Annotated in this window: 12 protein-coding genes; 8 read left to right on the forward strand and 4 right to left on the reverse strand. The window is 63.2% G+C overall.

Going from position 1 to position 12,744, the window contains the following annotated elements; all coding sequences use genetic code 11:
• The first annotated feature begins 86 nt into the window (after positions 1-86).
• The 3 genes from ACSLE4_RS09200 (at position 87) to ACSLE4_RS09210 (ending at position 2,060) form a co-directional block, all read left to right on the forward strand.
• Positions 87-830, forward strand: a complete 744-nt coding sequence (locus tag ACSLE4_RS09200) for an MBL fold metallo-hydrolase (protein WP_435904163.1) — start codon at positions 87-89, stop codon at positions 828-830.
• Between the two features lie 24 nt (positions 831-854).
• Positions 855-1,466, forward strand: coding sequence for a uracil-DNA glycosylase family protein (locus ACSLE4_RS09205; RefSeq protein WP_435904164.1), 612 nt, complete (start codon positions 855-857; stop codon positions 1,464-1,466).
• Between the two features lie 114 nt (positions 1,467-1,580).
• Entirely contained in the window at positions 1,581-2,060 is a 480-nt protein-coding gene (locus ACSLE4_RS09210; RefSeq protein WP_069625161.1) for an Lrp/AsnC family transcriptional regulator, read from the forward strand.
• Here ACSLE4_RS09210 and ACSLE4_RS09215 read toward each other — a convergent pair.
• The 4 genes from ACSLE4_RS09215 to ACSLE4_RS09230 form a co-directional block, all read right to left on the reverse strand.
• Entirely contained in the window at positions 2,057-2,941 is an 885-nt protein-coding gene (locus ACSLE4_RS09215; RefSeq protein WP_435904165.1) for an NAD(P)-dependent oxidoreductase, read from the reverse strand. The genes ACSLE4_RS09210 and ACSLE4_RS09215 overlap by 4 nt on opposite strands.
• Positions 2,942-3,048: 107 nt before the next feature.
• A complete protein-coding gene (locus ACSLE4_RS09220) occupies positions 3,049-3,750 on the reverse strand; it encodes a 2OG-Fe(II) oxygenase (protein WP_435904166.1) in 702 nt (233 codons plus the stop codon).
• Between the two features lie 194 nt (positions 3,751-3,944).
• A complete protein-coding gene (locus ACSLE4_RS09225; protein ID WP_435904167.1) occupies positions 3,945-4,127 on the reverse strand; it encodes a hypothetical protein in 183 nt (60 codons plus the stop codon).
• Positions 4,128-4,216: 89 nt separating this feature from the next.
• Positions 4,217-4,960: a DUF1045 domain-containing protein gene (locus ACSLE4_RS09230; RefSeq protein WP_435904168.1), complete on the reverse strand. Its 744-nt coding sequence runs from the start codon at positions 4,958-4,960 to the stop codon at positions 4,217-4,219.
• Positions 4,961-5,163: 203 nt separating this feature from the next.
• On the opposite strand from ACSLE4_RS09230, the gene ACSLE4_RS09235 reads away from it, so the two are divergent.
• From ACSLE4_RS09235 to ACSLE4_RS09255, 5 genes are all read left to right on the forward strand, one after another.
• Complete coding sequence (locus ACSLE4_RS09235) at positions 5,164-5,793, forward strand: glutathione S-transferase family protein (RefSeq protein WP_435904169.1); 630 nt, start codon at positions 5,164-5,166, stop codon at positions 5,791-5,793.
• A gap of 73 nt (positions 5,794-5,866) precedes the next feature.
• Positions 5,867-6,835 carry a c-type cytochrome gene (locus ACSLE4_RS09240; RefSeq protein ID WP_435904170.1) on the forward strand — a complete coding sequence of 323 codons (969 nt, stop codon included), beginning with the start codon at positions 5,867-5,869 and terminating at the stop codon, positions 6,833-6,835.
• Between the two features lie 113 nt (positions 6,836-6,948).
• Positions 6,949-9,234, forward strand: a complete 2,286-nt coding sequence (locus ACSLE4_RS09245) for a DUF4384 domain-containing protein (protein WP_435904171.1) — start codon at positions 6,949-6,951, stop codon at positions 9,232-9,234.
• 359 nt (positions 9,235-9,593) lie between these two features.
• On the forward strand, positions 9,594-11,324 hold the full coding sequence (locus tag ACSLE4_RS09250; RefSeq protein ID WP_435904172.1) for a caspase family protein: 1,731 nt from the start codon (positions 9,594-9,596) through the stop codon (positions 11,322-11,324).
• A 163-nt stretch (positions 11,325-11,487) separates the two neighbouring features.
• The gene (locus tag ACSLE4_RS09255) at positions 11,488-12,678 is read left to right on the forward strand and encodes a type III PLP-dependent enzyme (protein ID WP_435904173.1); all 1,191 of its coding nucleotides are present in this window, start codon (positions 11,488-11,490) and stop codon (positions 12,676-12,678) included.
• Positions 12,679-12,744 lie beyond the last annotated feature (66 nt).

Here is a 12,744-nt window from a genome sequence, read left to right on the forward strand (position 1 = left end):
ACGGCACTTGAAGCCGGAATCGGCGGGTGCCACATCCCCATAGAGAGGCTCGCGAAGGGGGAGCGGGTCGGTAAGATGGGACCTCCATGCAGCTCACCGTGATCGGCTGCGGCGACGCCTTCGGCGCCGGCAGCCGCCTCCAGACATCTTTTTGCGTCCGCACGGGCCCGTCGACGTTCCTCATCGACTGCGGGGCGACGACGCTGATCGGCATGCGTCGGCTGGGCATCAACCCGAACGATATCGATACGGTGTTCGTCACCCATCTGCATGGGGACCATTTCGGCGGTCTGCCGTGGCTCCTCATCGACGCCAAATATGTCAGCAACCGGTCGCGGCCTTTGGTGGTTACGGGCCCCAAGGGCATCGAGGACCGCTTCGAGACGCTGGCGGAAGCGCTCTACCCTAATTCGACGCGCGCCGAGCGCGGTTTCGAGCTCATCTTCGTGGAGTATGAGGAGCGGAAGCCGATCGAGGTGGCCGGCGTCACGGTAACCCCGTTCGAGGTGCATCACCCTTCCGGCGCACCACCTTACGCGCTCAGGTTCGCCGTGGACGGCAAGGTGCTGTCCTTCACGGGCGACACGGGCTGGGTCGATGTGCTGAGCGAGGTGGCGCGCGACGCCGATCTCTTCATCAGCGAATGCTTTCAGTACGATGTGACGCTTCCCATCCATCTCGACTACAAGACGATCGACGCCAATTACGAGACGCTCGGCGCAGAGCGTGTGCTGCTCACCCATATGGGGCAAGAGATGCTCGCCGAGAGTGTGAAAATCGATCGCGCCCGCTATATGATCGCCGAAGACGGCATGACCATCGAGATATGACCGCCGCCGTCCGTGGTCGCATGCATGGCTGAGCTCAATAACGTTCTCGCCTCGATCCGCTCCTGCCGCGTTTGCGTGGAGACGCCGAGCGGGACGCCGCTGCCTCATGCGCCGCGTCCCGTCCTGCGGGCGAGCGCCACGGCGCGGCTTGCGATTTGTGGTCAGGCGCCGGGCACGCGCGTCCATGCTTCCGGCAAGCCGTTCACCGACCCGTCAGGCGAGCGTTTGCGCGCATGGCTCGATGTGACGCCAGAGGAGTTCTACGACGAGGGCCGCGTGGCCATTGTGCCGATGGGCTTCTGCTTTCCGGGCCAAGACGTCAAAGGGGGCGATCTCCCGCCGAGGCGCGAATGTTCCGCGCTATGGCATCGTGAGCTGTTCGCCGCTCTGCCGCGGATCGAGCTCGTCCTCGCCGTCGGCGCCTACGCCCATGCCTTCCACCTTGGCCGCGCCCGCGGCAAGACCCTGCAAGAGACGATGCTGGCCTGGCGCGAGCACCTCAAAGCAAGGCGGTGTCCGCGCATCCTTCCGCTCCCACATCCCTCCTGGCGCAACAATGCGTGGCTGAAGAGAAACCCTTGGTTCGATGCCGAACTGCTGCCGATCCTGCGTCGGGAGGTTCGCCGGGTCCTCTGAGGCGCCTTGCGGGATATGGAAAAATAATCTACCAATTCTGGAATTGGTCGAGGATGGTGGAACGATGTTCTCGGCAGGAGCTGTTTTTCTCAATATTTTTGTCAGGTCATTCAGATGCTGGACCGCATGGACCGCAAGATCCTGGACATCTTGCAGAAGGACTGCACCCTGCCGGTCGCCGAGATCGGCAAGCAGATCGGGCTCTCCACCACGCCGTGCTGGCGGCGCATTCAGAAGCTCGAGGAGCAAGGGGTGATCGAGCGGCGCGTCGCTCTCCTGGATCCCAAGAAGGTCAATGTAGGGGTGACGGTGTTCGTCTCCATCACCACGAGCAACCACACCAAGGAATGGCTCGAGCGGTTCCACGCGGCGCTCGAAGACTTTCCCGAGGTGGTGGAGTTCTACCGCATGAGCGGGCAGATCGATTATCTGCTGCGTGTCGTGGTGCCCGATATCGAACGCTATGACACATTCTACAAGCGGCTGATCTCTAAGATCGAGCTCTACGACGTGAGCTCTGCCTTCGCCATGGAGCAGATCAAGTTCACCACGGCGCTGCCGCTCGATTATGCCGCCGAAGAGCGACGCCCCTAGGCGTCCGATTCATTGCGCTCAAGCCGCGCGATCAGGCTCGACGTGTCCCAGCGGCTGCCGCCCATCTCCTGAATGTCCGCATAGAACTGATCGACCAGGGCGGTCACCGGCAGGCTGGCTCCGTTGCGACGCGCCTCGTCCAAACACATGCCGAAATCCTTGCGCACCCAATCGACGGCGAAGCCGAAGTCGAACTTGCCCTCGATCATGGTCTGCCAGCGATTATCCATCTGCCAGGACTGGGCGGCGCCTTTCGAGATGGTGGCGATCACTTTGTCGATGTCGAGCCCGGCGCGTATGCCGAAATGCAGCGCCTCGGCGAGCCCTTGGATCAGCCCGGCGATGCAAATCTGGTTGACCATCTTGGTGAGCTGGCCGGAGCCCGGCGCCCCGATGAGATTGACCGCGCGGGCGTAGGTCTCGATCACCGGCTTTGCCTTGGCGAAGTCCGCCTCTTCGCCGCCGGCCATGACAGTGAGCGTGCCGCCTTCGGCCCCTGCCTGACCGCCTGAGACCGGTGCGTCGAGAGCGCCCGCGCCGCGCTCCTTGGCGGCGTCATACAGCTCCCGGGCGATGGTGGCCGAGGCCGTGGTGTGGTCGACGAACACGGCCCCGGGCTTGAGCGTCTTGAAGATGCCCTCGGGCCCGAGCGTCACCTCGTGAAGATCGCGATCGTTGCCCACGCAGGCAAATACGAAGTCGGCGCCCTCGGCGGCCTGAGCCGGCGTATGGGCCAGCATGCCGCCGTGATCGGCGACCCATTGGTCGGCCTTCTGGCGGGTGCGGTTGAACACGGTGACGTCGTGATGTCCGCGGGCCTTGAGATGGCCGGCGAGGGGGTAGCCCATCACGCCGAGCCCGATCCAAGCGACTTTACTCATCGGCGGTGCTCCGTCGTTGTCCCAGCCTCTCGTTTCGCCTGTGACAATAACAAAATGGCCGGGACGAGCCCGGCCATTCTAGTTCCAGTGTCCAGCAATGAATGTGGTTAGCCGATCGGCGCTTCCGGGAAAGCGAGTTGCTCGCGAGCGCGCCACTCGTCGGTCACGTAATTGATGATGAGCGACACGCGCACGCCCTTGATCGGCCGCTTCTCGAAGCCGTGAAACGTGTTGTCCGCGGGGACGAAGATCATCGCCGCGTTGGACTCGAAGGGCGACCGGCCGACATGGTTCTTGTCGCCGTCGTAGATGTCGGTGCCGAGATCGCTATGGCTCGGGTCCGTCGACAAATAGAGCAGCATGGTGAAGGACTTCACGCCGAGATCGCTATGGGGCTCGAGCCAGAAGCCGTCGGTGTCCTGCGCGAACTCGATGCGCAGATAGGTGCCGTCCAGATTGGTGTCGAATGTCTTCTCGATCAGGCCGATGACACGTTTGTCCTGGAACGCCTCGGCCACTGCCTCGCAGACCGGATAGGCGGCCCGGTTCTCGGCATCAAAATATTTGCGCGTCTTGTTGTGCAGCTCCCGCTTTCCCGACACGCCTTCGAGCGACGGCGCGGGGAAGGGGAGGGCAAGAATATCCTCGATAGTGTCGGCCGGAAGACAGGCCCTCAAGACCCAGTGCGGGTAGGGCTGATCGGAACGCTCACCGGCCGCGACGCTTTGCGAAAACGCCTGGACGACATCGTCCGCAGTACTCTTCGCTGCTTCAGCGTCTGAGTGCTTTACCGCCACGCTTTCCCTCATGGTGTAGGTCTACTCCTTAGAATGGATGCAAAAATATGCTGGCTGATCCAGCGCCCAGGCAGACCCATCCAACCGCTCAAATAGCACTCCGGCGCCCTTGGGCGCAAATGCCAAGGCTGCACCGGATCGGCTTAAGGTCTTGGACTATATCGGCTTGGTCCTTGCGCCCTTGATGCGGGTCAAATCCCCCGCGGTCAGTTGACGCTGACCCAGCGAATTTCCCCAGGATCGAGTATGTCGTCGCTGTCCGTGACCACTTGCTCGGCGCGCAAGCACTTGGCCAGGAGCTCCAGCAGCGAAGCATGAAGCTCGCGCTCTGCCTCAGCTTGTGGCGGATTGGCGGCGAGGAACGCCAGGATCTCCCCGTAATCGGGCATCGGAACCCCCGTGTTTCCCCAGTGACACGAAGGTGGCGGAGCCGTGTGTCAAAACTTAGGCCCGCTCTAAACTGCGCGCGGACGGCGGGTTACCCGCCGAGCTTGTAGCGTCCGATGAGGCGCATGGGGGTGCGTCCGCTTGTGTCGCCGAACAATGAGAGACCGTCCACGGTGACGCCTTCTGCGCAGATATCCTCGAGCACGGGCCACAGCGCCTGGGACACGCGCTCCAGGTGCGCAGAGTCGAGGGGGCCGGTCAGGGCGATCGAGAAGCGATACTCGCTCATCACCTGGGGATGGCCGAAGCTCCGCAAGAGGAGCCTCTGATAGGGGCTGAGATGGCGGTGCTCGTCGCCGATCTCGTCGGGCTCCGCCGCGAATGTCTCGAAGGCGTTGACGCATTGGGCGGCCAGCCAATCGAGCGCGGGCTTGGGCTCGACGGGACGCAGCACGAGATAGCGGCCGGCGCGCGCGAGCGTCAAAGGTCCGGTCTCAACGGCTTTGCGGTGTGCGGCGAAGTTGATGAGGCGCGTGCGCACGTCGTCCAGCACGGCATCTTCGCGCAAGGCGAAGGGCGCAAGGAAGAGCGCGTGCAAGCCGGTGTAGCGGCCAGGAAGGGCGGAGATCTTGGCGACGCCAGAGTCTGTGAATCCTGCAGTGGAAAAGGCCTGCAAGGTAGCGCCGTCATTGGCGCGGCCGAACCAGGAGCGCCCGAATGCCGCGAGCGGGGAGCCTGGTTGCGGTGTGTAGTAGATGGCGTAGCGGGCAAAGCTGGAAGCGCTAGATGCGAGCCCTTTTTGCGGTTGGGTGTCGACTTGGGCACAGTTGAGCATCTATTCCTCCCTTTAAGCGCATGCATCCCTTGGCTGCGCTCATGGGTCATGACTAACGAACGGCTGTGGCGCGGGCGCGTCCGGTTTCGGGCGATAGGGGGGCGGTGCGATGAAGACTTGGTGAATCAAATTTTCTGCAACTGCGAAGGACAACGTGTGCGTCGCAACAGCGAAGGCCGCAACGAGACCGGAATGAGGAATGCATGATCGATCTCTATACCTGGATGACGCCGAACGGACAGAAGGTCTCGATCATGTTGGAGGAAGTGGGGCTTCCCTATCGCGTCCACCCTATCGACATCACCAAGGACCACCAGTTCGGCCCCGCGTTCCTCAAGATCTCGCCCAACAACAAGATCCCGGCCATCGTCGACACGGATAACGACCTGCATCTGATGGAGTCGGGCGCGATCCTGATGTACCTCGCGGAGAAGACCGGCAAGCTCTGGCCCCAGGACTTCCCCACGAAATGGCGCGTGGCCGAGTGGCTCATGTGGCAGATGGGTGGCGCAGGACCTTTCCTCGGACAGGTGCATCATTTCGTGAAGTTTAATCCCGGCAAGAGCTCTTACGCCGAAGAGCGCTATTCCAAAGAGGCGCAGCGTCTGTGGCGCGTGCTGGACACGCGCTTAGGCGAAGTGGAGTACGTAGCTGGCGACTATTCCGTCGCCGACATCGCCATCTGGCCGTGGATTTCCCGGTTCGAGTGGCAGACCGTGAACTTCAACGAGCATTCCAACATCAAGCGTTGGTACGTGGCGATCGCCGAACGCCCCGCCGTGCAGCGCGGCTGGGACGTGCTCGAAGAGGGACGTCCAATGCCAATGCCGTGAGGCTGGCTGGAAGGCCGGTTTCACACATGGCAGGATGACGCGCGTCCGCTCGCATCGAGGGAGGTGAGAGACTTTGCGCAAAGCCTTCTTCATCCTGCTTGCTCTTATCGTCGTGGGCGCTCTCGCCTTCTATCTCCTCACTATGCCGGTGACGCTGCCCGCCTCGGCGCTGCCGGACCATGCGCCGGACATTGCCAACGGCAAGATCATGTTCATCGCCGGCGGATGCGCGGAGTGCCACGCCGCGCCGAAGGGCGCGTGCGACGATCTCGATATCGAGGACGAAACGGTGCTTACGGGCGGGCGTTGTCTGAAGGCCAATGTCGGCACGTTCCATGTACCGAACATTTCGCCCGACAAGGCGACCGGCATCGGCCGCTGGACGATGCTCGATTTCGTCAACGCCATGAAGCGCGGTGTGGCGCCCGGCGGAGTCCATCTTTATCCGGCGTTTCCCTATACGTCCTATCAGCGCATGACGTTCGAGGACCTGATCGACCTCAAGGCCTATCTCGATACGTTGCCGGCCGTGAGCAGCACGGTGCCCGCGCACGCACTGCGCTTCCCCTATAACATTCGCCGCGGGCTCGGACTCTTCAAACGTCTCTATGTCGACGGCAAGACGTTTGCACCCGATCCGGAGGCAAGCGACGCGGTGAACCGCGGCGCCTATCTCGTGCTCGGGCCCTCTCATTGCGGAGAGTGCCATTCCCCGCGCAACGCGCTCGGCGGCATCATCCAGAGCCAAGCCTTCGCCGGCGCCAAGAGCCCTGATGGCAAAGGGACTACGCCTAACATCACCCCGAGCAAGGACGGGATTGGCGATTGGACCGAAGAAGACATCGTTTATCTCTTGGAGACCGGATCGACACCCGATTTCGATGTGATCGGCGAGACCATGGTGCCGGTGCAGGAGAATATGGCGAAGCTTTCTGGTGATGATCGCTCGGCCATCGCCGCCTTCTTGAAGACGCTGCCGCCGCGACCCGATGCCGTAAAGAAATCGGATACCGCTAATGGCGATGATGCCGCCCAGGACTAGCGTTTGGGCGGTCGCGCGCTTGCGGTGCCGTTCACCGGAGGTTCAGTTGGGCTCCCCTAAATGAGAGATGAAGGCCGGGTTTTGGGCCTCGGGAGGACTTGATGAGGTGGTGCGTGCGCCCGTTATTGATGGCGCTCGCCTTGCTCACGGGCATGGCGGTCGGCTTCGGTCGCCCGCTTGCCGGAGAGACTTTGCCCGACGCCATCGTTCCGCCGTCCGACCCGGCGGCGCGCGCGGCCTTCGATGCGCTCGGCAAGCATTGCGCCCGGTGCCACCAAGCCGGCCCCAGCCTTAAGCGGCAGAAGCCGGCGAAGAATTTCGGCAACATCCTGAACCTCGCGGCGATCGCGCGCGATCCGGACCTGATCCTGCCGGGCAATCCGGACGGCTCGGGCCTCTTCATCCAGATCGCCAAGAAGGACATGCCCTACGACTGCTTTCAGGAATTCGACTGCGAAGCCGAGCCCACCGAAGCAGAGGTGAAGGCGGTCTATGACTGGATCAGGGGGCTTGGGGACACGTTGACCGCGGCGTGCGCCAACCGCGAGCCGTTGGACGAAGCCGCGGTCGTGATCGCCATGGCTAAAGACATCGAAGCGCAAACGCGCGACCGGCGCAAAGGTATGCGCTACGTTACGCTCACCCACTTCTACAATGCGTGTGCTTCAGACGCCGACATGGTGCGCTACCGGCAGGGCGTGGTGAAGTTGCTCAATAGTCTGAGCCGCAGCCCGCAAGCGTTGAAGATGCGGACCATCGACCCGCAACGCACGGTCATCGCCTTCAATCTCGCCGACCTCCGCTGGACGACGGAGGACTGGGCGCGGCTTGCCGGACTTTATCCCTATGGCATGGCGCCTGAGGTGCCCGCGTATGAGACGATGGTGTCCATCACTGGCACGAAGCTTCCGTGGGTGCGTGGCGATTGGCTTGCCTTTACGGCATCGCGGCCGCCCATCTACTACGACCTGTTGAAGCTGCCAATGACCTTCGCCGAGCTCGAAGGGCAAGAGGGCGTCGACGTGAAAGCCAATATCGAGGCGTTTCTGGCGCGCCGTGCAGGCTTCCAGAAGTCCGGAGTCTCCAAGCACAACCGGCTGATCGAGCGGCACGCCATTCCGACCGGTTATTTCTGGACGTCCTACGACTTCAAGAGCGACAGACCGGCGCAGAGCCTGTTCGTCCATCCGCTGGGCCCGTTTGGCGCCGATGCGTTCAAGCACGATGGCGGCGAGACGATCTTCAGCCTGCCGAACGGCTTCCAGGCCTATTATCTGAACACCGCGGAGGGAGAGCGTCTCGGCAAAGGGCCCACGGAGATCGTGCTGGACGACAGCCAGCGCGACCGGGCGGTGACCAATGCCATCTCTTGTTTCGGGTGCCACAACCAAGGTATCCGCCAGGCTACGGACGATGTTCGCGCGCATGTGCTCGACGATGAGAGCTTCCCGGAGAAAATCCGCGAGAGTGTGGATGCCCTCTACGCACCGCAAGAGGAGATGAAGACGCTTCTCGAGCACGACGCCGCGAAGTTCCGCAAGGCGATGCTTGCCGCGGGTCTCGACCCCGACCTCGACTCCCAGAAGCAAGGGGTGGAGAGTATCAACTTCCTCTCTAGAGCCTACGAGAAGTCCGTCGACCTCAGGGTCGCGGCGGCGGAATACGGAATCGCCGCAGAGGCCCTAGCGCAAGGCCTTGCCGAGGCGGGTGGCGAAGCGGTCCGCATCAAGCGGCGGTTGGAGCAGGGCGTGTTGCCGCGCCAGATCCTCGAGGTTGAGTTTCCCGACCTCGTCGACAAAGTCTCCGACAACAAGCCTATCGAGGTCGCGGCCTTGACGCCCACGGCGGTCGAGCAGATCAGGGACGAGAACGAAGTGTTTTTCGACGACTTCGATCTCTCGCTGACGTCCGACAAGAGTCTCTATCGGGTGAACGACCTCCCCGTGTTCAGCATCAAGTCGAGTGAGGATTGCCACCTCACGCTGATCAACGTGGAGGCGGGCGGCGACGGCACGGTGATCTTCCCCAACAAGTTTCAGCAGGACAATCTGCTTCCCGCCGACACCGAAGTGAAGTTCCCGGGCGCCGATGCGCCGTTCCAGTTCCGCCTCAAGGACCCCGGCACCGAGACAGTCATCGCCATTTGCAACGCGACGGGCGCAGGCGCCGACGGCATTGAGCACGACTTCAAGACGCGGCAGTTCACACCCCTTGGCAATTACCGCGAGTTCCTGACCCGCCAGATCGTGGTGGAGGGGGCGGCAAAACTTGCCGCCGGGCAAAAGCACAAGCTGGCGGCGGCCAAGGCTGCGCTTGGGGCCGAGGGTTCCGCACCAGAAGACGAGGACGACGCCTCCGAGGATCTGGCGCGGACAGCCATCAAGCTCATCGTGCGCTGACCGCTTCTTGCGGTTAACGGCGCTTATCGCCAATCTCTCGCCGCCATCGCCCCCTAACGTGCCCTTGGGGCTCATGAGGGTGCGGCTTGGCCTAGCGCTTGCTCCGAATTTGCGTGAAGGTGTTGAATTGGTGCGCGCGGGTTTGGCGTGATCGCCCAGGTTTTGCGTTGAGGGTTGAAATGGCGGGGAGGCTGAAAGGCGGGCGGAGCCTGATATTTGGGCTCGCCCTGGCTGTTCTGGGTGGGGCTGCGCCCTTGGCCTCGTCCCACGCCGAACCATTGCCCGAACCTGGGGCAGTACCGAAGCTGCCTCTCGAGACCGTATCTCCCCAGACTAATACCTCTCCGACGCGCACCGCCGTGGTCACGCCGGAGACGGAGCCTGCGGCGGCAGCCGCTCCGGTGGACAAGAAGGCCGAAGACACCAAGCGCGTGCAGCGCTGTTACGCCCAGCTCGGCTACTACAAAGGTCCGATCGACGGAAAGGCCAACGAGCAAACTTGGACCGCCCATTGGTACTTCAAGAATGAATACGGGCTGAAACGATACGGTGATTTTCTGGCAGAGCCCGTCCTGAAGAAAGTCAAAGAGCTGTGCAAGGAGGAGCCAGCCCCAGAACCTGAGCCCGAGCCGGTATCCGAGCCCGAGCCGGTGTCGGAGCCCCCATCACAGCCCGAACCCGAACCTGTCGAGGCCGCCACGCCCGCGCCGGTATCGGAGCCCCAATCCCAACCCGAACCCGAACCGGAATCTGTTGAGGCCGCCGCGCCGGAGCCGGCGGAGCCCGCTGTGGTAGAGGCGGATGAAATAAAAGGGGCTGAAGAGGCGGAAGAGACCACGGACACCGGGGGGACCTCTGAGGAGGCCGAGACCGCGCTCGCGCCCGAGGAGCCGGCAGTGCCCGTTGTCGAGGAGGAGCCGCCGTTGCCGCCGACCCGCCTCGACATCGATTGTCTCCCTGAGGATTTGGTCGCGCTGCTGCGCAAGGCCCACGGCGCTGGCGTGAGGGCACGCGCTTGCCCGCCGGGCTGTTTGCCGCCGCCCAAAGGGCTCAGCCAAATGCAGCTCGACGATCTGCACAGCCGATATGGAGTCGCGTGGTGCCTGTCTTGCGTACAGATCGCGGGGCATCTTTCCCTGGACGATATCAAGCGCATCGAGGACGAGGGCGATATCGAGCTTTGCACCGTGCCGCCGCGCCATTTGCCGCGCCCCGGCATGGGCAACGGCAATGTAGTCAAATCCTTCAGCCGTATCCGCGAACTCTATCGGGCCCTACCGCCGGCGGCCGAGGATCCGGGAAAGATCGCCGTGATTATCGGCAACGGCAACTACGACAATCTGCCGGCTGCGGAGACGGCCCGGAACGACGCCGGCGCCATGTATTTCTTTCTCACCGAGCATCTCGGATTTCGCCAGGACCGCATCATCGATTTGCGGAACGCCAAACGGGCCGATTTCGAACGGGTGTTCGGCCCGGTGCCGGGCTCCGACGGCGAGCTGAAGCGGCTGGTGCGCGCGCAACCGGACGCCAAGGTGGTTGTCTATTATTCAGGCCACGGCGCCACCAATTTGAGCCACAGCGAGACCTATCTTCTGCCGGTTGACGCTGAGCCCTATCGCGAGGAGCGGGGCGGCTATCCGCTGTCGACTCTCTACGCGAACCTCGGGGCACTGAAGGCAAAGTCGGTGCTGGTCCTGCTTGAGAGCTCGTATGGGCGTGACCACGGCGCCTATGTGCTGCCGCCCAATCTGCGCGAGACCACCAGCAGCGCGTTGCCGCCGCAGCCGCTTTCCACGGTGACGGTTCTCGCCTCCGCCGATCGCGGGCAGCGCGCGCTGATCGACACCAGCTACGACATCGGGCTGTTCACCCGCTACCTGATCGAGGGGCTTGCCGGCAGCGCCGACCTCTATCCCGTGGGCAATGGGGACGGACGCGTCGATAGCGCGGAGATCTATGCTTATACCGCGGCCATGGTGCGGCTCTCGGCGCGCAAGACGTTTGGGCTCTTGCAGGAGCCCGTTTATTCGAGCGCCAAGACCCCTATGCTCACGGACCCGGGAGAGGTGGCGGCCAAGCCCAACTGAGCAAGAAGGGGGCAGTCCGCACAAATCGTCAGCACACGAATATAGGCAGCACCCGAAAAATCCTTTACAACGTGGACCGAACCCCCTAGGGAGCACGCCGGCTCGCAAGCGGAACCGCCCAAGGGCAGTGACCTGAACAATCTCGTGTGGGAGTACGCATGGGATGGACGTTTTTTCTTCCGCTACGGAGCTTCTCCGTGACCGCCGCCCGGAGCGGCCTGTTCTAGCGCTTCGGCCGCACGCCGCCTCGCGTGCCGCCGCGTGGTTCCTGGCTAACTTTCCCGGCCGGGTGCTTTACGCCGCCAAAGCCAACGACGCGCGCCAGGTGACCGATGCCTTGGTCGAGGCGGGCGTGACGGCGTTTGACGTGGCCTCGCTGGTGGAGATCGAGCGCGTTGCGGGGATCAAGGGCGCGGAGCTCTATTTCATGAATCCCGTGAAGTCGCGCGGGGCCATTGCCCGGGCCTACCGGGAGTTCGGCGTACGGCGCTTTGCCTTCGACACCGCGGACGAGCTCGACAAGGTGCTGGAGGAGACGGACGGCGCCGAGGACCTCACCCTATTTTTGCGCATCGCTTGCCCCAACACCCACAGTCTCATTCCGCTGGAGGGCAAGTTCGGCGCCTCGCAGGAAGACGCGCCGGCGCTTCTACTCAAAGCCCGCCAGCGCGCCACCCGTCTTGGCATCACCTTCCATGTGGGCTCGCAAGCCGTGGTGCCGGTCGCTTTCGGCGAAGCGTTGCGCCAAGTGGGTCAGCTCATCGTGTCCTCGGGCGTCCTGGTCGATGCCATCGATATCGGCGGCGGCTTCCCGGCGCGTTACCCCCATTCCGATCCTCCGGCGCTTTCAAGCTTCATGGAGGAGATCGTGCGCGCGGCGGACGAGCTTGCCGTGAAGCACTCCTGCGAGCTTCTGTGCGAGCCGGGCCGCGCGCTCGTGGCCGAGGCGGAGTCCGTCATCGTGCGCGTCGATGCGCGGCGCGGCAACGCGCTCTATATCAATGACGGGGCCTTCGGCACACTATTCGACGCCGCCTATTCCGGCTTCCGGTTCCCGGCGCGCCTGGTCACGCCGGACCGGGAGAAGACGGCTTCGCGCGACGCCGAGTTCGCTCTTTACGGACCGACTTGCGACAGCTCCGACTTTCTGCCCGGACCGTTCGTGCTGCCCGCTTGTGTGGACGAAGGCGATTATTTGGAGATCGGCCAGGTGGGTGCGTATGGCCGCGTCTTGGCGAATCGTTTCAACGGCTTCGGCGAGTTCGATGAGGTGTTGCTCACCGACGAGCCCATGCTTTCGATGTTCGACAGCAGCGAAGACGACGCTCAAGCCGTCTGGCCCGCCCGCGCATAACTAGGGCAATCACCCTCGCAACAAAAAAGGGCCGCGCTTCCTCGGAAGCCGGCCCTCTTCGTATGT

This window comes from Methyloceanibacter sp. (genome assembly GCF_051306395.1).
Taxonomy (GTDB): domain Bacteria; phylum Pseudomonadota; class Alphaproteobacteria; order Rhizobiales; family Methyloligellaceae; genus Methyloceanibacter.

Bases quoted from the DNA above. Each gene is read 5' to 3' on its own strand.
- ACSLE4_RS09255 (WP_435904173.1), top strand. From the start codon at position 11,488: ATGGACGTTTTTTCTTCCGCTACGGAGCTTCTCCGTGACCGCCGCCCG.
- ACSLE4_RS09205 (WP_435904164.1), top strand. From the start codon at position 855: ATGGCTGAGCTCAATAACGTTCTCGCCTCGATCCGCTCCTGCCGCGTT.
- ACSLE4_RS09220 (WP_435904166.1), bottom strand. From the start codon at position 3,750: ATGAGGGAAAGCGTGGCGGTAAAGCACTCAGACGCTGAAGCAGCGAAG.
- ACSLE4_RS09215 (WP_435904165.1), bottom strand. From the start codon at position 2,941: ATGAGTAAAGTCGCTTGGATCGGGCTCGGCGTGATGGGCTACCCCCTC.
- ACSLE4_RS09200 (WP_435904163.1), top strand. From the start codon at position 87: ATGCAGCTCACCGTGATCGGCTGCGGCGACGCCTTCGGCGCCGGCAGC.
- ACSLE4_RS09230 (WP_435904168.1), bottom strand. From the start codon at position 4,960: ATGCTCAACTGTGCCCAAGTCGACACCCAACCGCAAAAAGGGCTCGCA.
- ACSLE4_RS09210 (WP_069625161.1), top strand. From the start codon at position 1,581: ATGCTGGACCGCATGGACCGCAAGATCCTGGACATCTTGCAGAAGGAC.
- ACSLE4_RS09235 (WP_435904169.1), top strand. From the start codon at position 5,164: ATGATCGATCTCTATACCTGGATGACGCCGAACGGACAGAAGGTCTCG.
- ACSLE4_RS09225 (WP_435904167.1), bottom strand. From the start codon at position 4,127: ATGCCCGATTACGGGGAGATCCTGGCGTTCCTCGCCGCCAATCCGCCA.